The 20413-nt window shown below is 64.5% G+C and carries 16 protein-coding genes; 7 read left to right on the top strand and 9 right to left on the bottom strand.

The genetic code is table 11. The features are described 5' to 3' along the window. Positions 1-21: 21 nt before the first annotated feature. The 3 genes from CDV44_RS02825 to CDV44_RS02815 form a co-directional block, all read right to left on the bottom strand. The gene (locus tag CDV44_RS02825; RefSeq protein WP_087686594.1) at positions 22-1638 is read right to left on the bottom strand and encodes a hypothetical protein; all 1617 of its coding nucleotides are present in this window, start codon (positions 1636-1638) and stop codon (positions 22-24) included. A gap of 62 nt (positions 1639-1700) precedes the next feature. Next, the gene (locus CDV44_RS02820; RefSeq protein ID WP_087686593.1) at positions 1701-2522 is read right to left on the bottom strand and encodes a hypothetical protein; all 822 of its coding nucleotides are present in this window, start codon (positions 2520-2522) and stop codon (positions 1701-1703) included. Positions 2523-2575: 53 nt separating this feature from the next. Continuing rightward, on the bottom strand, positions 2576-3103 hold the full coding sequence (locus CDV44_RS02815; protein ID WP_087686592.1) for a hypothetical protein: 528 nt from the start codon (positions 3101-3103) through the stop codon (positions 2576-2578). Between the two features lie 89 nt (positions 3104-3192). On the opposite strand from CDV44_RS02815, the gene CDV44_RS02810 reads away from it, so the two are divergent. Together CDV44_RS02810 and CDV44_RS02805 are read left to right on the top strand one after the other, a co-directional pair. After that, the gene (locus CDV44_RS02810) at positions 3193-4125 is read left to right on the top strand and encodes a transcriptional regulator (RefSeq protein WP_087686591.1); all 933 of its coding nucleotides are present in this window, start codon (positions 3193-3195) and stop codon (positions 4123-4125) included. Continuing rightward, complete coding sequence (locus CDV44_RS02805; protein WP_141118658.1) at positions 4122-4631, top strand: hypothetical protein; 510 nt, start codon at positions 4122-4124, stop codon at positions 4629-4631. The genes CDV44_RS02810 and CDV44_RS02805 overlap by 4 nt, the downstream gene beginning before the upstream one ends. A 112-nt stretch (positions 4632-4743) precedes the next feature. Here CDV44_RS02805 and CDV44_RS02800 read toward each other — a convergent pair whose 3' ends face one another. The 6 genes from CDV44_RS02800 to CDV44_RS02775 form a co-directional block, all read right to left on the bottom strand. Beyond that, positions 4744-7044, bottom strand: coding sequence for an autotransporter outer membrane beta-barrel domain-containing protein (locus tag CDV44_RS02800; RefSeq protein ID WP_087686589.1), 2301 nt, complete (start codon positions 7042-7044; stop codon positions 4744-4746). Between the two features lie 229 nt (positions 7045-7273). Further along, positions 7274-9586, bottom strand: coding sequence for an autotransporter outer membrane beta-barrel domain-containing protein (locus tag CDV44_RS02795; protein ID WP_087686588.1), 2313 nt, complete (start codon positions 9584-9586; stop codon positions 7274-7276). A gap of 186 nt (positions 9587-9772) precedes the next feature. Next, on the bottom strand, positions 9773-10912 hold the full coding sequence (locus CDV44_RS02790; RefSeq protein ID WP_087686587.1) for a glycosyltransferase family 9 protein: 1140 nt from the start codon (positions 10910-10912) through the stop codon (positions 9773-9775). Positions 10913-11070: 158 nt separating this feature from the next. Then, positions 11071-12690, bottom strand: a complete 1620-nt coding sequence (locus tag CDV44_RS02785; RefSeq protein WP_249277418.1) for a rhodanese-related sulfurtransferase — start codon at positions 12688-12690, stop codon at positions 11071-11073. Positions 12691-12884: 194 nt separating this feature from the next. Next, positions 12885-13547: a cysteine dioxygenase gene (locus CDV44_RS02780; RefSeq protein ID WP_087686586.1), complete on the bottom strand. Its 663-nt coding sequence runs from the start codon at positions 13545-13547 to the stop codon at positions 12885-12887. Next, entirely contained in the window at positions 13544-14902 is a 1359-nt protein-coding gene (locus tag CDV44_RS02775) for an acyl-CoA dehydrogenase family protein (RefSeq protein ID WP_087686585.1), read from the bottom strand. Before CDV44_RS02775 ends, CDV44_RS02780 begins: the two co-directional genes overlap by 4 nt. 279 nt (positions 14903-15181) lie before the next feature. Here CDV44_RS02775 and CDV44_RS02770 point away from each other — a divergent pair, with 279 nt between their 5' ends. The 5 genes from CDV44_RS02770 to CDV44_RS02750 all read left to right on the top strand — a co-directional run bounded on the left by CDV44_RS02770 (position 15182) and on the right by CDV44_RS02750 (position 20380). After that, complete coding sequence (locus CDV44_RS02770; protein WP_087686584.1) at positions 15182-16306, top strand: LLM class flavin-dependent oxidoreductase; 1125 nt, start codon at positions 15182-15184, stop codon at positions 16304-16306. Between the two features lie 29 nt (positions 16307-16335). Next, positions 16336-17232 carry a class II aldolase/adducin family protein gene (locus CDV44_RS02765; RefSeq protein ID WP_087686583.1) on the top strand — a complete coding sequence of 299 codons (897 nt, stop codon included), beginning with the start codon at positions 16336-16338 and terminating at the stop codon, positions 17230-17232. A 71-nt stretch (positions 17233-17303) separates the two neighbouring features. Next, positions 17304-18347, top strand: a complete 1044-nt coding sequence (locus tag CDV44_RS02760) for an ABC transporter substrate-binding protein (RefSeq protein ID WP_087686582.1) — start codon at positions 17304-17306, stop codon at positions 18345-18347. 6 nt (positions 18348-18353) lie between these two features. Then, on the top strand, positions 18354-19514 hold the full coding sequence (locus CDV44_RS02755; protein ID WP_249277382.1) for an ABC transporter permease: 1161 nt from the start codon (positions 18354-18356) through the stop codon (positions 19512-19514). Beyond that, positions 19508-20380: an ABC transporter ATP-binding protein gene (locus CDV44_RS02750; RefSeq protein WP_087686581.1), complete on the top strand. Its 873-nt coding sequence runs from the start codon at positions 19508-19510 to the stop codon at positions 20378-20380. The genes CDV44_RS02755 and CDV44_RS02750 overlap by 7 nt, the downstream gene beginning before the upstream one ends. Positions 20381-20413 lie beyond the last annotated feature (33 nt).

The raw sequence follows: 20413 nt of genomic DNA, 5'->3' as shown, positions 1-20413 counted from the left end.
GAACCACCTCTCGATTTCGCATCACGGCGCGATGCCGATCACCTGCAAAAAGTCCGCTTCGTTGCGCCCCGTCGCATTGCCCTGCTCCGAGCCGCCGTTCAGATCGTAGGCATAGGCCGTTCCCGCACCGATCTGTGTGCCGGTCCAGAACAGGTAGCTCAACCACCCCATGTAGCCGGCCACCGGCCCCGTACTCGGGTAATAGCCCCGCCAGAATGCTTTCATGTCGTCGAGCGACACCATGTCCAGCCCGGCCGTCGTGCACGCCACCTTCGCGCCCGCAAAGTTTGCCGATGCGCTCACGAAGAACACTTGCCGGATGCCCACGACAGTCAGCGAATGACTGCGTGTCTGGCCAAGACTGTCAGTCGCTGAAATCGTCGCACTGCCATTGCCCGTCGCGACGACAACCCCCGCGTTGTTGACTTGCGCCACGTCCGCGTCGCTCGTCTGATAGGTGTACGGGCCTGTGCCGAACTTGCCCTCGCGCGTGTAGGTCGCGAAGGCCGGCACGACCAATGGCGGCTTCTCTGCAACGAGGTAGCCCTTGCCGGTCGCATCGACGGAGACGGCTGCCTCGAAGGCCTCGCCGATGAAGAGCGTGAGCGCGTCCGATGCGACGGGCGCCCCGCCGCCGCGCTTGACGGTGTACGACAGCAACGCAGATTGGTCGCGGTTCTGGTCGACGTGCGCGCGTGGCACGTCGAAAACGTAGTCCTGTTGGGGGGTGCCGCCAACGGTCACCGTCTCGACAAACGCCGCCGGGACACCGCTCGCGTTGGTCCACGTGAGCGTGATCACGTCGCCCTCGGCGATGCCCTGATAGGGTTTGACAACCACCGCCACGCTCGGTCCGATCACCGCGTCGGGATCGATCGAGCCGCCTTCGGCCAACGGCACGTCGACCACCGGCAACTCGCCGACCGGTTCGAGAATACGCACCGTCGAATCGTTGGACTCGAACGGCTCACCCGACGCCGGGATGATCTGCGTGCGAATCGACACGGCCTGCCCTGAGAAACGCATCAATACGTCGCGGGCAATGGTGAACGTCACGGGCTGCCCCACCTCGGCGTCGGACGAAATCGACTTCGCGTCTTCCCACTCGCCGTCGTTGATGCTGATGAACACCACGTCGTAACGCGCCATGCCACCGTAGGGCGCGACGCTGGCCTTCGCCCCCCCTGCCGGTACGTCTTCCAGATTCAATACGCCGTTGACGACGCCCTCGATCTCCGGCGGCGCAACGAGCCCGGGCTCAGGGGACGCGTCGCCCACGGCAAGCGTGAGTGCGTCGGAGGACTCGGTGCCGCCCGCCACACTCACGACGGTATAGGACACCGCAACTGTCTTGCCGTCGTTGGCCGCGATGTACTGGGCCGACACGTAGAAGCGAATGACGCGCGGCAGGTTTGACCCCGTGACCTGAATGCTGTCGCTGGTCGACCCTGCCCCGGTCTCGCCTTCCCAGTGCATCGTGACGGTGTCGCCGACGGCCTTGCCTTGGTATAACGGCACGACGACGGTGGCCGACGGCGAATCGGGGTCGAGTGAGCCGCCGTCGGCCTCTTCGACCGAGGGTGCTTCGAGCGACGCGGCGCTGTTGCGCTTGCCGCTGGTGTCTTTGTCCAGATACATGGTCATGCTCCGGTAATGTCCGGCAATGCCCGGGCGCAGACGCCCCCGGGCCGTGATTCACCTCATCGCATCTGAAGTGCCAGCGCCGTCAGCGCGCGGCCGCGCACGGCAGACGTCGCCTCATACGTCAGGCCCGAATCCAGAATCGGCTTGACCGCCGTGCTGTCGCCACCCGCTGCGGCAACACCCCATGTCACGACACCACCGTCCTCCAGTACCGCGGCGAAGGCTTCTGTGTTGCTGTAAATGGCGCGCACGTTAACCAACTGCGGTGCCACGGTCGCGGTACTGCCCCCTATCGCCGGCATTCCCCACGCCACCACCGTGCCGTCGGAACACAAGGCTGCGAAAGCACCCCAATTGCTGGCGACATGCACGATGTTGTTGAGCACGGCCACCGCCTGCGGCACGGTGCCACCTTGAGCGGAATTGCCCCACGCGACCACGGCGCCATTGGCACGCCGGGCGCAAAAGGCACTCTGCGTCGCGACGACTTCCTCGACGTCGCTGAGCGCCGCAATGTCTGCGGGTACCGTGCCACCAAAGTCGGCGTGCCCCCACGCCAGCACCTCATGTTTATCGGTGCGAACCGCGAAGGCATGTATCGTGGCACTGGCGAGCTCCATGATGTCCGAGCGCGCAGCAATGACTGCCGGCACCCCATTGTCGTAAGGTCCGCCACCCCATGCGACGACGTGCTTGTTGGCGCGCAAGGCCATGAACCCGCCGAGGTTGCCGCGCACATCCACGATGTCGGCGAGTGCGCCAATCTCAGGCGGCAGGGTGCCACCGGATGCGGCGATGCCCCACGAGACGACCGCGCCGTTTGCCAGCATCGCCGCAAAAGCGAGACCGGCGGCGTGCAACGAGACGATGTTCGTCAAAGCCTCGATCTCCGCGGGAATCGTGACTCCCGTATCTCCTCTGCCCCACGCCATCACCTGCCGTACTCGATGTACTCGGGATCGAGATGATCGCCATCGGCCTCATCGACCGACGGCGCCGTCAGCCCGGCATCGTCACGCACGCCGATGTACAACGACAGGATGTCGGATTCGAGGTTGTCGCCCCCCGCAGCACGTTCGACCACGTAGTCGACATCGACCTCGGTATCGAGCGCGGGCAAGATCTTGTTCTTGGGAATCCGGATCGTGACGTCCTGCCCCACGAAGTTGGTCGTGACGTCGAAATCGACCGTCACCTCGTTCGGGCCGCCAACGTCGAAGCGCAGCAGGAGGTAGTCACCGACAGCCATGCCGGCATACGCCTTGACGATGAAACTCGCGCCCTGCACGGTCAGATCGTCGGGATTGAGTGCGCCATTTACCGCTTGCTCACACACGGGCGCATCGACGTCGGCGAGCAGGCCGGACGACGAAACTGCGGCGCTGCGGCCGGACATTTTGGGTCCCGAGCGTTGGATGGCCGTGGCCGGCCGCTCGAGGGTTGCATCTAGCTTGGACATAAGAATCTCCACACCGGTGACCCGATACTTTTACAGCGGCGTTTTCGACGTAACATGGGTCAACACCGCCTTCCCCCGGACCCTTCGACATGGCCAAGTACCTCATCGGCGATGCCGCCCGCTTCGACAGCGACACCCTTGCACTGGAGAGCCTGCAAGCCCCCGACGTGCCGCTCTCGTTGGGCGCCGCCGCGGCCAGATGCCTGCTGGTGCTGCTCGAAGCCGATGGCGACATCGTCACCAAGAAGACACTACTCACGCAGGCGTGGGAGCAATACGGGGCGGTCGTCTCCGCCAACAACCTCAGTCAGGCTATCGTCCAGATCCGGCGGGCGCTGGAACAAGCCAGCGTCGATCCGGCCGCGCTCGTCACTGTCCCCCGCATCGGCTATCGCCTGACGCAGGTTGTCAGGGTCAGTCCGTTCGTGGACGCCAACACCGCACCCAGCGTCGTTCCTGCCTCTCCGGTGCTGCCGATGCCGCACTTTGGCCGGGAAAATGCCCAAAGTGACGCAGATGAGAAAGAAATTTCATCAGCGGCAGAAGCACAGGAATCGAACGTAGCGGCCGGTATTCCGGCGACATCGCCGCCGGTGTCATTGTCAGTTCGCGCTGTTTCTCGGTTCACCGTCCGGCCCCTGATGGCCACCGGCATCTGGGCGGGCATCGCACTCATCAGCACGCTCGCGGCGTTTCAGGTGATCCCGCCGCTGCGCGGCGACCTGCGCACGAACGCGCAGCCCGCCGTCTGGGTCCCCGTCGCGGGCGACGATACGCACCGCTACTTCATCACGCCCGACCGGGCACGAGACACTGCCTTCATTGCCGATCGCATCGCCACACTCAAGCGCGAGCCACCGGTCTCAGTCAGCGATCTCCAAACCCGGCTCGTCTACATCAACGACACCGCACACGGCGACACGTCGAGCTACATCCTCTGCCGTTACGCCATCGAAGAACACGCGCCCGAATGCGTGTCCTATCTGATCGTCAACCAGCAAGCGAGCCGCGCCTCCCCATGAAGTCAATGATTCGTCCGCGTTATCTCGTTCTGGGCATCGCCCTTGCCGCCTTGCTGCCATGGGGTGCGGTCTGGCTATCGGCACGACCGGAGCGCATCGAATGGCAGTGTCTGGCCGATATCGAATTCGCCACCCACTCGGGCAAACGGCTGGTGCGGTCTTGGGGCCGGGCCGATGCCGAATACCGTGCTAACGGCACGGGCTTCACCCGCTTCTCGGGCTTTCTGCGCGCGAGCCCCGATACGGGCAAGCCCGACGACGCACCACTCACGCGCGTGCACCGGGCCATGGAGTTCGACTACCGGTCGGTCGGCAGCATCTTGCGCGTGAGCACCACGCACACCACGCGGTTGATCAACGACGCGTCCGACGACGAGATGGTGTATCGCTACCTGCTGCCGGGCTTTCGCCCGGGAAACACCGATTATTTTCAGGCGATGCGCGTGGGTGAAGGCATGGCGGTCGCCGTTGCCGATCAACCTCGCGTGTACTGCGCACGGCCATAAAAAAACCCCGCGTGACAGAAGTCACACGGGGCAAGGAAGCGGCACCGACCTTTCGGGGATCGGCCCCACCCCCGCTTCGTCACGAAAGAAGTCTTGGGGACTGCACTCCGCGTCAGAAGGTGTAGCGCACGCCGACGTTCACACCCCACGGCTTGTCCAGACGTGAGCCGATCGAGTACGACGTATCCAGATAGGCTTGCAGGTTGTGCTGCATCTGCGCCGCCAGACCAACGGCAACTTCACCGCGTGTGCCCGACAGATCGTTGTTGAACTCGATGTCGTTGATGCGGACCTTGTTGTTCTTCACGAACTCCTGCACCACGGCAGCGCGCACATACGGCTGGAAATTGCCCTTCGACGTCTCGAAGGTTTTGCCGAGCGTCACGCCCAACGTCCCTTGTACCGAGGCGTTGCGATCGGACTTGCCGGTCATGCCGTTATCGAGCGTGAATTCAGCGCTGCCCGCCGTCATTGCCGAAATCTGGGAATACGGCTCGACGAACCAGCCATTGGCGAGCGCAATCTTGCGGCCGAATTCTGCCGAGACGCCGAGACCATTGGTGTTGAAGTCGCCCTTACTCCGCCCGCCGTCGCGCATGCGCACGTCGAGCTCGGACTGATAGTGGTTGTACTTCAATACGGTGTCGAGGTAGTAGCCACGCGTGCCGAGCCACGTGGCATACACGCCCGCGGTGTAGCTCTCGATCGAACCGGTCGAGCCCCCGTTGAACTTCAGGTTGTTGCTGCTGGTACCGGCCATGGCCCCCACCAACAGCGTGCCGTTGTCGTCGCGTGAGATCACACGATCGGCACCGGCGATCACGCCCCACTGGTCTTGCGAATATCCCTGACCGACGCTCGGACTCGCATTATGGCGATTACCGAACGTACGCGCCCAAACACCGCCTTCCTTGGTTTCGGCCATGCGCACTTCGCCTAGACGGGTACGCAGCGTGGCGGCCTCTCCCGCCCACACCGTCGGTACGGCGCTGAAAATGCCGACGACCGAATCGGTCCCCGCCGACGGCCCGCCGTCGCGCACGAGATGCCAGTAAGTCTTTCCGTCGATCACTTCCTTTTGCAGACTGTACGAGTACGCGCCGAAATCGACCGTGTCGCCAACCACGGAAAATCCGGCGCTGCCGCCGTCGTCCTGCACGAGTTGATGACGTTCCACCTTCGCCTCGGTGCCGGTGTTCTTCACGGCGAGGCTGAAGTCGCCGGTCGAATCGCCGCCCGTCAGATGCAGTTGGTCGCTCACGGCATCGGTAAGATTGACCTGCATGCGGAACATGCCCATGCCGGAGAGCGAGCCGATTTCCAGCGTGTGGTACTGCCCTTCGGCCGCCGTGCCGTGAATATCGACGATACCGCCCTGCATGGCGATGTTTGCCGTCTGGCTGTTCTCGATCAGGCGCCATTCGCCGCCATCGTTGAGATGGAGGCGGTCAGCGCCTTCGATGCGTCCGGTAACGACGGCATGGTTCGACAACGTAAGGTCGGAGTCGACGTAGTCCTTGAACTTGATGTCGCCTTCGAGACGGCTGTTATCGACCGTAATGTCCACGCTAAGCGGATCATCGACCACTTGATCGAAACCCACTTCAATCAGCGTGCCGTTGCCCGCCTTGATGGTCGTGCCGTTCACGATGGCGAGCGAGACGTTGAATTCATCCGGTGTGGAACCTCGCTCGCGATAGATGCTGATGGCCGCGCCATCCTCCGACTCAAGCGTCGCCCCGGAGAGGATGACCTCCGAGCCAGCATTTGTCGGATTGACTTCCGTCGAGATAACTACCGCGTGATCGGCACCGACGAGGCGCGCGCCGTAGGCGCGAAACGCACTGTCGGTCACCTGTACGGCGTAATTGAACCGGCCCGTGCCACGCTCGGCAATCACCTCGCCGCCCCACATCTCGAGGAGAGCGTCGCCGGTCAGGAGCACCCCACGGCCGACCGCTTTCAGGCTCACGTTCTCCAGACTGGCGATCGCCGGTGACAGCGACGGATCTCGTGTCGAGCGCCCTACGGAAAGCGCGATGTCGCCAGTATTGATGACGGTCGAATCGGTCAGCGATAAACGGCTGCCGTCGACAACGCTGAGAAGACCACGGGAGATGTCGGCGTTGGCATGGCCGGAAATATTCAGATTCGAAGCTTCAACGGTGCCACCATCCAGCACCCGCAAATACGCCAGTGAGGTCGCGCGGTCCGTCGCGCCGATCAGCCGGGCTCGGCCGTCACCGGTCACGGTCATGCTGTTGCCGTCGAGCTCGTCGTGCTCGCGGGTGCAAAAGCCGCTGAGGTCAGCACCAATACACGAGGTGTCGATGATGAGGTCTTGCGCCCGTGCATCGGTTGAGAGTGCCGCCAGCGCGAGAAAGACGGATGCCGCCAGCAGGCGCATTGGCATCTGAGCGGGCGCGGACAGAGGAAAGTGCTGGGAACGTGTGGAAACCCGGGAACGCGGAGAGAACGTCGAATACGCCAAGAGGAGACCTCGTTGAAAGTTGACCAACGAGGCAGACGGTAGGGCGAAATGTGATGTAAACCACTGATTTAATGGTTAATTTCAGAGATATTCACGACTTTTCATCGCCCCGTCCTCCCACGGAATCGATGCAGGCGATGGGTGAATGCCGTCAGAAGGCGTAACGCAAGCCGATCTGGGCGCCCCAGGGCTGGCTGATCTTGTGCCCGGCGCTCGTTTCCACTTCGGCGTAGATCTGCATGTTGTGGCGCAGTTGTGCCGCTACACCGGCCCCGAACTCGACGCGCGTGCCGGACGTGTCGTTGTTGAAGTTGATGCCGTTGATCATGATCTGGTTGCTCGTGATGAACTCCTGAATCACGGCGAGCTTCAGGTACGGTTGCAGCAGTGCGCCGCCGGACAGTTCGATCGTCTTGCCGAACGCCGCGCCGATGCGGGCTTCGACCGACCCGGTGTGAGACGTCGACGACTGCATGCCGTTATCCAGCGAGAAGTTATCCCCGCCGATACGCACCATCGACGCCTGAATGTACGGCTCGACAAACCAGCGGTTGCCGAATTCCATGTGCCGCCCGAATTCGAGCGTCGCGCCGATACCGTTGTTATTGAAGCCGCCGTGCGAACCGGTGCCATCGCTCATGATGACGTCCGCGCTGTTGACGAAGTGGTTGAACTTCACCAAGCCGTCGAAGTACCAACCGGCCTTCGTGATCCATGTGGCGTACAGACCTGCGGTGTAGCTGTTCACGCCGCCGGTCGAACCGTTATCGAAGCTCAGCTTGCTGTGACTGGTGCCCAACATTGCACCGACGAGCCACGTGCCGCCCCACGCCTGACCGACGACACCGTCGACACCGCCGATCACGCCGTACTGCGTCTGGCGGTAGCTTGTACCATCCTCCGGCTTTGCGTTGTATTGCTTGCCGAAGGCGCGTGCCCAGACACCGCTATTGCTTTGGTCTCCGATACGAAGCTCACCCAACCGCGACCGCAGGATGGCGGCTTCCCCGTACCAGACCGTCGGCCCCGCGCCGGAGAGTCCGAGCACGGTCTTCGCGCCCGGCGTCAGATCGCCTTCACCGGGGTCTTCCGGCGAACCGGGGTTGGTGACCAGTGCCCAGTTGTTGCCCTGCTGCTCCAGTGTGTAGCTGTAGACGCCCGCATCGACTTTGCCACCGACCAGCGAGAACGCTGCCCCTCCGCCACCGGTCTGCACGACGGTGAGCGGTGAAAGGTTGGTCGGCTCGCCGCCCGAGTTACGCACGTGAAGCTGATAAGTCCCGGTGGCCGTCCCCGTCACATTGAGCAGATCGCCGGTGTGGGTGCCGAGATTGGTACTCATCAGGAACGTGCCCGTGCCGGAGAGCGTGGCAATCGTCAGCGTATGCGTGGTCGGTGTGCCGAGCGCGGTGCCCGAAATATCGATGTTCCCGCCATTCATCGTCACCGTCCCGACCGTGTTGTCGCTGATGAGCCGCCACGTCGCATTCGAATTGACCGCCAGCACGTTGATATTGGCGAGCGAGCCGGTCAGGTTGGCGTTGTTCTGCAACGTCAGATTGAGCGTGGCCGTACCGTCACCGCTGACGTTGCCGACGATGGTCGAGTTGTCGATCGTGGCATTGGCCGTGATCAGGCCCGTGGCTTGCAAGGCGTAACCGTTGCCGCCCGTGAGCGTCGAGCCGGCTTCGATCAGGATATTGGCCGTGTGGCCCTCGAAGGCGGCCACCGGACGGGCCGGTTGCACCACGATTGCGGCACCGGTCGCTGCGCTCACACTGACGCCGCTCAAGGTCGTGTTCGAGGTCGTCTCCGTGGTCAGGTTGGTCGTGGTCGCTGTCACACCGGAGATGTTGCCGCTGATCGTGCCGCCGGTGGCGACCACCGTCGAGTCGAAGTTCACGACGCCGCCGTTGATCCCGCCAGCGGCGCCAGTCCCGGCACTCACGTTCGAGTTATTCAACGTGAGAACGCCGTTCGACGATACCGAAATGCCGTATTGGAAGCCCGAAACCGTACTGTTCGTGACGGTCGCCGTGGGCGCAACGAGGCCTGCGGTGGTCTGCCCCACCAATTGAATGCCGGCGTTAGTCGCGCTCGATACGGTCGAATTCGAAATCGTCGCGCTGGAGTTTTCTATCGTGATCGCGGCGGGTGGTGCGCCGCCGCCGGCCCCCGGTGCGGTCGAGATGATCGTCGCGCCGTCGGTCGTCAGCGTCGAAGGCCCCGTCGACGGCGGGGCGCCCTGGATCAAGAGCCAGTTGGTCGCGGCACCGTTATTGACCGTGAGCGAGCCAGTGTTGCTGACCGTCCATGTTTCGGTCGCGTCGCCGGGGGCGTCAATGACCTGATTGGTCCCGATCACCGTGCCTGCTTGTGACGACATCGCGAGTGTCGCAAAGGCGAGTCCGATGGCCGAAGCCAGAACGCGCTGCCGGGGTGCCGCGGAAGTTGACGTAGGCATGACGCTGGCTCCTTTTCAGAAAGGAACGACGGACAGCACAACGCGACAACCCTCCACGTACGATCGATCCTGACATGGCCGTGTCGACGCCGCCGCCTGCGACCAACATAGGCCTGGCGGGGGTCAGCGTCACCTGTCAACGTTGACAGGTGCGCGATTGGGAGATTTGAGGGCGAAAGGAGGAAATCAGCGTGGCAATGCCGGTGGCGACGACGCCAGCGTTGCAACGATCGTATCGGCAAGTTCGACCGGATCGACCGCACTCACGTCGCTCTCGGTTTGCAGCGGGGTGGACTGGCAGCCCGGCGTGAGGCGCAGATACGGCGGCTCCGCCTTCGCGAACAGCGTGACGCTTGGCGTCGGCGTCGTGTGCGCGACGTGCATAAGACCACCGTCGGCACCGACAAACAGCGCGGCGTTGGCGATCACGCGCTTTGCATCGCGCAATGTGAGCTGGCCAACAAACGAGACCAGTTGCAGATGCGCGAACTCCGCCTCCATCAGTGCCTTGGCGGCGTCTGCGCCATTGCCCGATCCCAGCAGCACGATACCGGCCGGCAACCCGGGCATACCGGCCGTCGCGGCATCGTAAGCGGCCAGACACTCGCGCCAGTGCGCATAGGTACGGCGCGGCTCGACACCGCCCATCGCCAGCACGAGATACGGACGCTGTGGCAGTTGTTGTGCGATGGCATCAGGCAGATCGGTCTCGGCGCGCAGATACGGCTTCGCGCGCGAGAACAGCTCGTCGGGACCGAGACCGAGGGCAAAGACATCGTTGACCGCCGCCAGACTGAATTGCGTCTGATTACGGTCCGGGCCGTGGAAGAAGCGGAACAGACACGCAAACGGCAACGTCGGGAAGTGGCGTCGCTTGATGCGCAGCGTCGGGTAGTTGAATTCCTGCATCACGACGACGTCGTAGTCGGCCGGATTCACCGCCTTCGGGTCGTCGTAGACGTGCCGGAAGATGTCGTCGCCTTCGAAGACTGCCTTGAGACTGGGGGTGATCAGCAGATCGACAGGCGCCTCGCGCCCGCGCAACAGTGCACGCCCCGAGAGGTCCATCACGGCGTCGCCGACCGAGGCCTTGCCACCGTAGATCCACAACACGCGCGCATTAGGCGGCACGTGGCGCACCTCGCGGCTCGCCTGACCGCTCAGCGCCAGACGCAGGCGGCGATGCAGGTACTTTTTGGCGACGTTGAGATGCGACGTGCGTTGCAGGAAAACGTCGGGCTCGTGATACACCCACGCGTAGGGGATACGCGTGCTCGGCTCGGTGAGGGCGCCCAGTCGGCGGGCAATGAAGCGCTGCAATGGCATGGTCGAATCGGAGAGCAAGCGGGCCGCCGTACCGGCCCGCGCTCACGTCGATGAGCCCGCCGGCGACCTCGGAAAAACCGGAGTATGCCACGCCTGCGGCTCCGCTCACGCAGACTTCCCGGATTGCCGCGACTGTCGCGAATGCCCGGGACGTTGCGTCAGATCACCTGAAAGCGATGCGTGCCGTCGCGATGCAATTGATCGACCAGTCCGAACTCCCAGTCCAGATAGGCCTGCATCGCCTCGGCAGCGTTATCCGTGCCCTCGTAGGGACGGCGATAGCGGTCGTCGCGCGCGCTGGCCAGACGCGTTTCGCCGGTCTCCAGCGGCAGCCCGGCGTTGATCCACGCTTGCGTACCGCCTTCGAGCACGACGATCTCGGCATCCGTGAGACGTCGCAAATCTGCTGCGGCAAAGCGTGCAAGCAAACTTGATCCGCACGTCAGCACATACCGCTGCGCCGGACCGACGGCGCGTAACGCCTCGGCCAGCCGCGCCCGAATCGCGAACCACGCGCCCGGGATATGCCGTTTGACGTAGTTGGCGCTCGCCGTGAAGTCGAGCACTGCAATCTCCCCCGGGGCCGCGTCGTCGAGCCAGCGGGCGAGCAACGCGGGCGTGACCGAGGCGACATCCGGTGCGCTTGGCGTGTGCAACGGCCAGCCGCCCTGTGCACTGCGCGTGTGCGCACTGTGCGGCTCCACGACGTAGACAGTCCAGCCCATCTGGGCGAGCCACGAGCCGGTCATGTCGGCGCGCACGCCATCGTCGTCCGCCAGTACGATCCATGCGCCTCGCACGGGGGCCTGATGATCGGTTTCCTGCACGAGTTGTCCGCCCGGCGCACTCGCGAAATCCGGCAAGTGACCGGCTGCGTATTCCTCCGGCGTGCGCACGTCGAAGCGGTACACCGTACGGCCGGGCGCGTTCAGCGTCGCCACGGCATCGAGCGTAATGCGCTTCACGCCAGCGCGGTCGGCCACAGCACGCGCGCCTTCACGCGCGACGGCGAGCGTCGCTTCGCGCACCTGTGCAGGATGACGGCGCTGCGCCCCACGCTCCAGCGTTTGCCCGGCCAGCGTCCAGCCGATAGTGCCGTTGCGCAGCGCTGCGACCGGATTGGGCAGGCCTGCATTCACGAGCGACTGCGTGCCGATGATGCTGCGGGTACGGCCTGCGCAATTGACGATCACGCGCGTCGCCGGGTCAGGGGCCAGTTCCCGCACGCGCAGCACGAGCTCCGCACCGGGCACGCTGGTCGATCCGGGGATGTTCATCGTCTGGTATTCGTCGAAGCGCCGCGCATCGACCACTACCACGTCGGCTTCGTCGTCGAGCAACGCCTGCACTTCCTGCGCGGACAACGACGGCGTGTGGCGCAGCCCTTCGACCCACTCGCCGAACGACTTGCTCGGCACATTCACGTCGCGAAACACTTCACCGCCCGCCGCGGTCCAGCCATCGAGGCCGCCCGCGAGCAGGTTCACGTCGCCATAGCCCAGGTTGCGCAGCACGGCAGCGGCATGCGGTGCGAGGTCTTGCCCGCCGTGCTCGCCGTAGACGACGATGCGCGTATCGCGGCGCGGAATGCGCGCCCACGCTTCGATTTCCACGCGGGAGAGCGGCAGGTTGGCCGCCCACAGCGGATGCGCCTGCGCAAACGGGTCTTCCTCGCGCACATCCACCAGCGCGATTTCCTGCCCCGCGAGTAGCGCGGCGCGCACGTCGGCAAAGGTCAGTTTGGGGAAGGCGGTGGTATCAGCCGTCTGCGACGGCACGTCGGTCGAATGATCGGACACGGCAATTCCTTGAATTCGGAAGCAAGCAAAAGGGAGGGCATGGCCTGCGCAGCCAGACGGCCATTGTGGCAGAAGCCCCGGCCGCCCGTACCGCGCGATGTGGTGCGCTGCGGCATGGCGTGAGAAGCCCGGGATGCGCGGCATGGGGGTAAGCGCCATGCCGCGCCATAGCGTCAGACGCGCTGCGCCGCCCTGCCCCACGGGTTCGGCAATTGCGCGTTGGCGTAGCCGGAGACAAAGCCTTTGCGCTCGCCCGCTTCGGTGAACACGCTGCGGTGCACGGCGCCAATGTTCGCGCCATACACGTGAATGCTCACTGAAACGCGATCGTCGAAGGCATTGGTCACGCGGTGAATGTCGCCAAGGCGCGGCGACAGAATCTCCACGTCGCCGGGCACGAGCCGCAGCGCCTCGCCCGCTTCGACGGGAACGCCCTTCGCGTTGAGCACAAATGGCAGCGAATCCTCGGCACCCCGCAGCATGCCGATCAGCCCCCACACAGTGTGGTCGTGAATCGGCGTGCGCTGACCCGGCCCCCAGACAAAGCTGACGATGCTGAAGCGCTGCCCCGAATCGCAATGCAGCAGGTATTGCTGATAGTGCTCGGGGTGCGGCGTGGCAAACGCGTCAGGCAACCAGTCGTCGCGGGCGACCAGTTGCGCAAGCAGGCCCGCGCCTTCTTCGAGCAAAGTCGTCTCGTGCGGACGGCGTTCCAGCAGCCGTGAAAACGCCGCGACGAAGTTGCGCAGCGGATCGAGCGCGTCGTAGTCGTGCGCGGACAAATGGGCAACGTCAGAGACGTTGGACGGGGTGTTTTCAACGAAAGCAGCGGTCATGCGTGAACCCGAAAGGCAGCGAGCGCGCGCCGGCCGGCCGCGCTCAGGATGGTGTCGTTTTGCGGCGTGTGAATGCGGCTGCACAGCACGTCGCGATGATGGCGCTCCAGCGGATTGTTGCGCGAGAGCCCGTGATTGCCCGTGAGTTGCAAGGCCAGTTCCAGCACACGGATGGCATTGCCCGTCACGGTGAATTTGAGTGCGCCGCTGGCGATATCGTCATCGGGCTGGCCCGCATCGGCGGCCGCAGCCGCCGCATCGAGCAAACGCTGGTTGACGTGCAACAAGGTCGCGATCTCGCCGACGGCTTCCTGCACGCGTGGCACGGTGGCCAGCGGCGCGCCCAGATTGCCCGGGACCCGCGTATTCAGGAACGTGACGAGCCATTCGGTGCCCGCCCGCGCCACGGCGTCATAGAGCGTGCCCAGCAACACACTCATCCACGCCTGCTGTTCGATGTGCGCGTCGTTATCGCGCTGGCCGATGCCTGCCGGTGCCCACTCGTGCAGCGGACGGATATCGACGGCGTTGCCAAAAGGCAGATCGATGTCTTCGAGGATGACTTCGTGACTGCCCGATGCGCGCAGCCCCAGATGGTCCCAGTTCGGCACAACGCGAATGCCCGGACGATCCAGCGCATCCCCGGCATCCTGAAAATTGGCTGGCCTTGGCACGAGAAACACGCCGACGCGCGGCTCGGCCTCATCCGTGCGCGCCCAGACCGACAGCCAGCTAAGCGCCGGAATGCCGGTGCAATAGAGCTTTCGGCCCGAGAGCCGCCAGCCCGTTTCCGTACGGCGCGCGATGGTCGATGGCAAGCCGCCGCGCGCCGGTGTGCCCAGATCGGGCTCCACGCGCAGCGCATTGATCAACGCGCCCTCGGTCACGGCGCTGCGGAACACGTCGCTGCGTTGTGCGTCAGGCCATCGCGTGCTGGTACGCACCAGCGAGCGATGTTGCAGATACGTCATGGTCAGCACGAGGGCCGTGGCAGATTCGCCCGCCGCCACGGCGCCGATGATCCGGCGTGCCTCGGCCAACCCCGCACCCTGACCGCCATGGGCTTGCGGAATCACCGCAGCAATCAGCCCGTGACGCTGCAATTGCGCGAAGTTGTTGAACGGAAAGCGAGCATCGCGATCGAGCGCGGCAGCCCCCGCAGCGAAGTCGCGAGTGAGTTGCGGCAGCAGCGCATCCAGCGAGCGCGTGAACGTGTCGGCACGCAGGGCTCGAGGTTCTGCGCCCGCATGACGCCCTTCGCCCTGCGTGCTGGCCAGATGCAGCACGGCGCCGGAGACGCCGGTGCGGTCGTCGCCCGACGCGGCCAACTCGAGAGGTTGAGCAACGGTAGCCATGAGATTTGGAATAAGCAAATACGCGTCAGGTACAGGACGTACCGGGTCGCCGGGTTGTACGTAGTGCTCATAGCGTAAGGCGCTGGCGGGATAAGCCCAACCATCCATATTGAATAATCTTTGCGGAAATGATTATTTAACGGCCGAGATTTGTTTGCGTAGGCTCACTCCCGTTCACCGTCTGTTCCGATCGATGGGCGTGTAGCGCAAACCGGCCCACGTCGCCCTGTCAGCGCTGCCGCCTCTGTTGCCCCACAAGAGAAAGCAAGGAGAGCGCTCATGAGCGTCGAGATCATCGGCATGATCCAAAGCAGTAAGCAGTCCGAAATTCACCCGAAGAGCGGCCCGGTGGTCGACCGCGACTATGTGCGCACCTTCGCCCGTGCCCACGAGCAATCGGGCTTCGACCGCATTCTGGTCCCGCACCACTCCACCAGCCCGTCGGCCACGCTCACCATTGCCTATGCGTCGACGGTGACGGAGAACATTCACTTCATGCTCGCGCATCGTCCGGGCTTTACAGCGCCGACGCTCGCCGCACGCCAGATCGCCACGCTCGACCAGTTCAGCGGCGGCCGTCTGGGCGTGCACTTCATTTCGGGCGGGTCGGACGAGGAACAGGCGCGCGATGGCGACTTTCTCTCGCACGACGAGCGCTATGCGCGCACCGACGAGTATCTGAGCATCCTTCGCCGCATCTGGACGGAAGACAAACCGTTCGATCACGAGGGCCAGTACTACCGGTTCAAGCAGGGCTACTCGGAAGTCAAACCGGTGCAGCAGCCGCACGTGCCGATCTTCTTTGGTGGTGCCTCCGGCGCGGCCCTCGAAGTCGCCGGCAAACACGCTGACATCTATGCGCTGTGGGGCGAATCGCTCGATCAGGTGCGTGAGCTGACCACCCGCGTGCGCGCGGCAGCGGCCGTACATGGACGCACGCCACGCTTCTCGGTGTCGTTCCGCCCGATTTTGGCCGAGACCGAAGCCAAGGCGTGGGCCCGCGCCGATCAGATTCTGGCGCAAGCAAAAGCGATTCGCGCCGCTGCCGGGCTATCGCAGGGTTCGGCCCTGCAAAGCGAAGGCGCACGGCGTCTGCTGGCGGCTGCCGACAAGGGTGCGCGCCTCGACAAAGTGCTGTGGACGGAGATCGCCGGACTCATCGGCGGACGCTCCAACTCGACCGCCCTCGTCGGCACGCCCGAACAGGTTGCCGACGCGCTCCTCGACTACTACGACCTGGGCGTCAGCACGTTCCTGATTCGCGGTTTCGACCCGCTGGGCGACACCATCGACTACGGCCGCGAACTGATTCCGCGCCTGCGCACGCTCGTTGCCGAACGCGACCGCCAGAACGGCGAACGCGGCGAGAGCGGCGAGACCGGCGCTGCACGTCGCGCTGCCTGATCGCGTCCTGCCGACCCAAGGAAAACACCATGGCCGCCGTTCTTCCCGTCAATACCACTGCCTTTGCCCGCAACGATGACGTTGCCGGTCACGCCCCCCACCCCCCACACACCACGCCCACGGGGCTGGTGCTCAACGCCGCGCCGCAACAGCGTTTCTGGTTCGATGCCCCGCCCGTGCGCAGCGACGTGCTCGCCGAGCGCCGCCATCGCCAGACACGGCTGGCCGCCGCCTTCCGCATCTTCGCGCGTCACGGCTTCGATCTCGGCCTCGCCGGGCATATCACCGCGCGCGACCCCGAGTTGACCGACCACTTCTGGGTCAATCCGCTCGGCGTGCATTTCTCTCGCATCAAGGTCTCCGACCTGCTGCTGGTGAATTCGAAAGGCGAGACGGTCATCGGCGACCGCCCGCTGAACAAGGCGGCGTTTGCGATTCACGCGGCCATTCACGAAGCGCATCCGCACCTCGTCGCCGCCGCACACACGCACTCGACCTACGGCAAAGCGTGGTCGACGCTGGGCCGTGCGCTCGATCCGCTCACGCAAGACTCGTGCGGCTTCTTCGAGGACCACGCATTGTTCGACGACTTCACCGGCATGGTGGTCGACGACAGCGAAGGGCAACGTATCGCCCACGCACTGAACAAGCCCGACGGCAGCGGCACGGTGAAAGGCGTGATTCTCAAGAACCACGGCATTCTCACCGCCGGTCCGACCGTGGAAGCCACCGCCTGGTGGTACATCGCGCTGGAGAACGCCGCCCACACGCAGTTGCTCGCCGAAGCCGCCGGTACGCCGCAGCCCATCGATGAGGCCACCGCACGTCATACGCACAGTCAGGTCGGCGGCCCCGAGGGCGCGCTGTATTCCTTCGAGAGCCTGTTCGAAGGGCTCGTCGAAGCGGAGCCCGATCTGCTCGACTGATTGGCTCGACGGATCCGTCGCATCGAAACCAGTTCAGACCACCATCAAAAACAAACAGGGGAATCGTCGTCATGAAGTTTCTGGAAAAGGGGAATACCGCGCCATCGTCAGTGATCGATAACGTGCAGACGGGGCGCCGCAAGGTGTTGCGAGCCGGGGGGGCCGTGGCCCTTGCGGCGCCGGCGTTGCTGCTCGGGCGCAAGGCATGGTCGCAGAAACGCAAGCTCACGTTCGCGTGGAACCAGAACTCGTTCTGCCTGACGCCCATCGTGGCAGCGCAGGAGCGGGGTTTCTTCGAGAAGAACGGGCTTCAGGTCGATCTCATCAACTACAGCGGCTCGACCGACCAGTTGCTCGAATCGATTGCCACCGGCAAGGCCGACGCTGCCGTCGGCATGATTCACCGCTGGCTGAAGCCACTCGAAGCCGGATTCGACGTGAAGATCATCGGCAGCTCGCACGGCGGTTGCGTGCGGTTGCTGGGCTCGAAGGCCGCCGGCATCACGTCGCTTGAATCGCTCAAGGGCAAGACGGTCGGCGTGTCCGATCTCGCCGCCCCGGGCAAGCACTTCTTCCAGATCCTGCTCTCGAAACACGGCATCGATGCCGAGCGCGACATCACGTGGCGCCAGTACCCGGCCGACCTGCTGGGCGTGGCCGTCGACAAAGGCGAGATTCAAGCGATCGCCGACGGCGACCCGAACCTCTATCTGCTGGAAAAGCGCACCAACGGCGCGTATGTCGAACTCGCGACCAACCTCACCGGCGAATACGCACGCAAGGTCTGCTGCGTGATCGGCGCACGCGGTGAACTGGTGCGCAACGACCGCGCGGCGGCGAGTGCGCTCGCACGCTCGATCGTGCAGGCGACCGAATTCGTCAACGAGAACCCGAACGAGGCCGCCAAGATCTTCGCCAAGTACTCGCCGAAGATCAGCCCGGAAGACCTGCGCAAGCTCTACGCCACGCTCACTTACTCGCACCATCCGACCGGTGTCGATCTGCGCGACGAGATCGCGTTCTTCGCCGACGACTTCCGCCGTATCGGCGTACTCAAGAAATCGACCGATCCGCAGAAACTGGCGCAGCACGTCTACGCCAATGTCTTGGGGTAAAACACCATGAGTGCCATTCTCGACAATGCCGCATTGCGTGCCGCCAGCCCCGCCGGGGCACTTGAGCTGGCCGAACAGGCCGACGGCCCCGCGCTGCGCGAACGCACCGTGTATGCCACTGGGGCAGTCGGTTCGTCCAGTGCCATTGCCAACGCGTTTGACGACACGAGTCTCGATCAACTCTTTGCCGCACCCCGCACGCCGCCCTTGTGGGGTGTCGGCTTCGTTGCGGCACTCGCGTGGGCCGCGTTTGGCGCGATCACACTGCGTTGGCCCAACAAGGTCGTCGGCTTCTCCGACTGGGCCTTCACCGACGAGTTGGGGGTTGTTGCCTTGGTGGTCGCCGCCGCGCTGGCGGTGTTGTCGGTGGCAGGACGCACGACGTCCCCCCTGCTGCGTCTGCGCGAAGCGCTGACCGGCAGCGGCCCGTGGCTCGTGGCCATCGCCGTCGTCCTCGCGGGCTGGGAGATCCTCACGGCGAAGACAGCCTCGCTGCCCACGCCGTTCTTTGCCCCGCCGCAAGCGCTCATCGAGGTCTACACCGAAGACTGGCAACGGCTGGGCGACAGCGCGCTCAATACCCTCCGGCTGCTGGGCCTCGGTTTCGGCTTCGGTGCAGTAGCGGGCTTTCTGACCGGCGTGTCGATCGGCTGGTCGCGCGCCATCGGCTACTGGGTGCATCCGGTCCTGCGCGTGCTCGGCCCGGTACCGGCCACGGCACTGCTGCCTCTGACGTTCTACTTCTTCCCGTCGAGCTATTCCGCTGCGGCGTTCCTGATTGCGCTGTCGACGGCGTTTCCGGTTGCCGTGCTCACGTGGTCCGGCGTGGCCAGCGTGAACAAGAGCTACTACGACGTGGCGCGCACGCTCGGCGCGTCCGACGTGTTTCTCGTACTGCGTGTGGCCATTCCTGCGGCGCTCCCCAACGTTTTCGTCGGCCTGTTCATGGGGCTGGGCGCGTCGTTCTCGGTGCTGGTAACGGCCGAGATGATGGGTGTGAAGTCCGGCCTCGGCTGGTATCTCACGTGGGCGCAAGGCTGGGCCTCTTACGTGAACATGTACGCCGCACTGATCGTCATGGCGCTGCTGTTCTCGGGTGTCATCACCCTGCTCTTCACCGTTCGCGACCGCGCGCTGGCGTGGCAGAAAGGAACCGTCAAATGGTAAGCACGGCCATCTCCCCTACGTCGTCCGATACGGCTCGCCACGATTCGGCAGCGGCGCTGCTCGCGTCGACGGAAGCCGCGACGCCTGCCGGTCAGGCAACCGCCAACAACACTGGCGCGCAGATCGATATTCGCGGCGTGAGTCATTGGTTTGGCACACGACAGGCGCCACTGCAAGTGCTCGACGGCGTCGACCTGAGCGTGGCACCCGGCGAGTTCGTTGCATTGCTCGGCCCCAGTGGCTGCGGCAAATCCACCTTGCTGCGGCTGGTCGCCGGTCTGGAGACAGCGACGCGCGGCACGATCACGCAGGACGGCACGGCGATTACGCGCCCCGATCCGTCGCGCATCGTCGTGTTTCAGGACCCGACGCTCTACCCGTGGCGGCGTGTGCGCGATAACGTCGCGCTCGGTCTGCAAGCGCGCGGCGTGCTGTCGCGCGAACGCGACCGCGTCGACGCGGCACTCGCGCGCGTGGGGTTGTCGGAGTTCGCAGACGCGTTCCCCCATCAACTCTCCGGTGGCATGGCGCAGCGCGTGGCATTGGCCCGTGCGCTCGTGAACGATCCGCGTCTGCTCGTGCTCGACGAACCGCTCGGCAAGCTCGATTCGCTCACCCGGCTGGCGATGCAAAGCGAACTCGTGGAACTGTGGCAGCGCGCGGGGTTCTCGTCGCTGCTCGTCACGCACGATGTGGAAGAAGCCATCTTCCTCGCACAGCGCGTGGTCATCTTCAGTCCGCGCCCCGCGCGCATCGTTGCCGAACTGCGTGTCGATCTGCCCTACCCGCGCCATCGTGGCGATGCCCGCATCACCGAATTGCGTCATGAGGCGCTGCGACATCTGGGGCTCGATGCAAGCTGGTAATACTTTGACCGGTGCGCCGACAGGCGCGCCGAC

Origin of the sequence: Pandoraea sp. PE-S2R-1 (assembly GCF_002179865.1) — a bacterium.
GTDB lineage: Bacteria > Pseudomonadota > Gammaproteobacteria > Burkholderiales > Burkholderiaceae > Pandoraea.
This window is presented reverse-complemented; position numbering and strand designations above follow the sequence as displayed.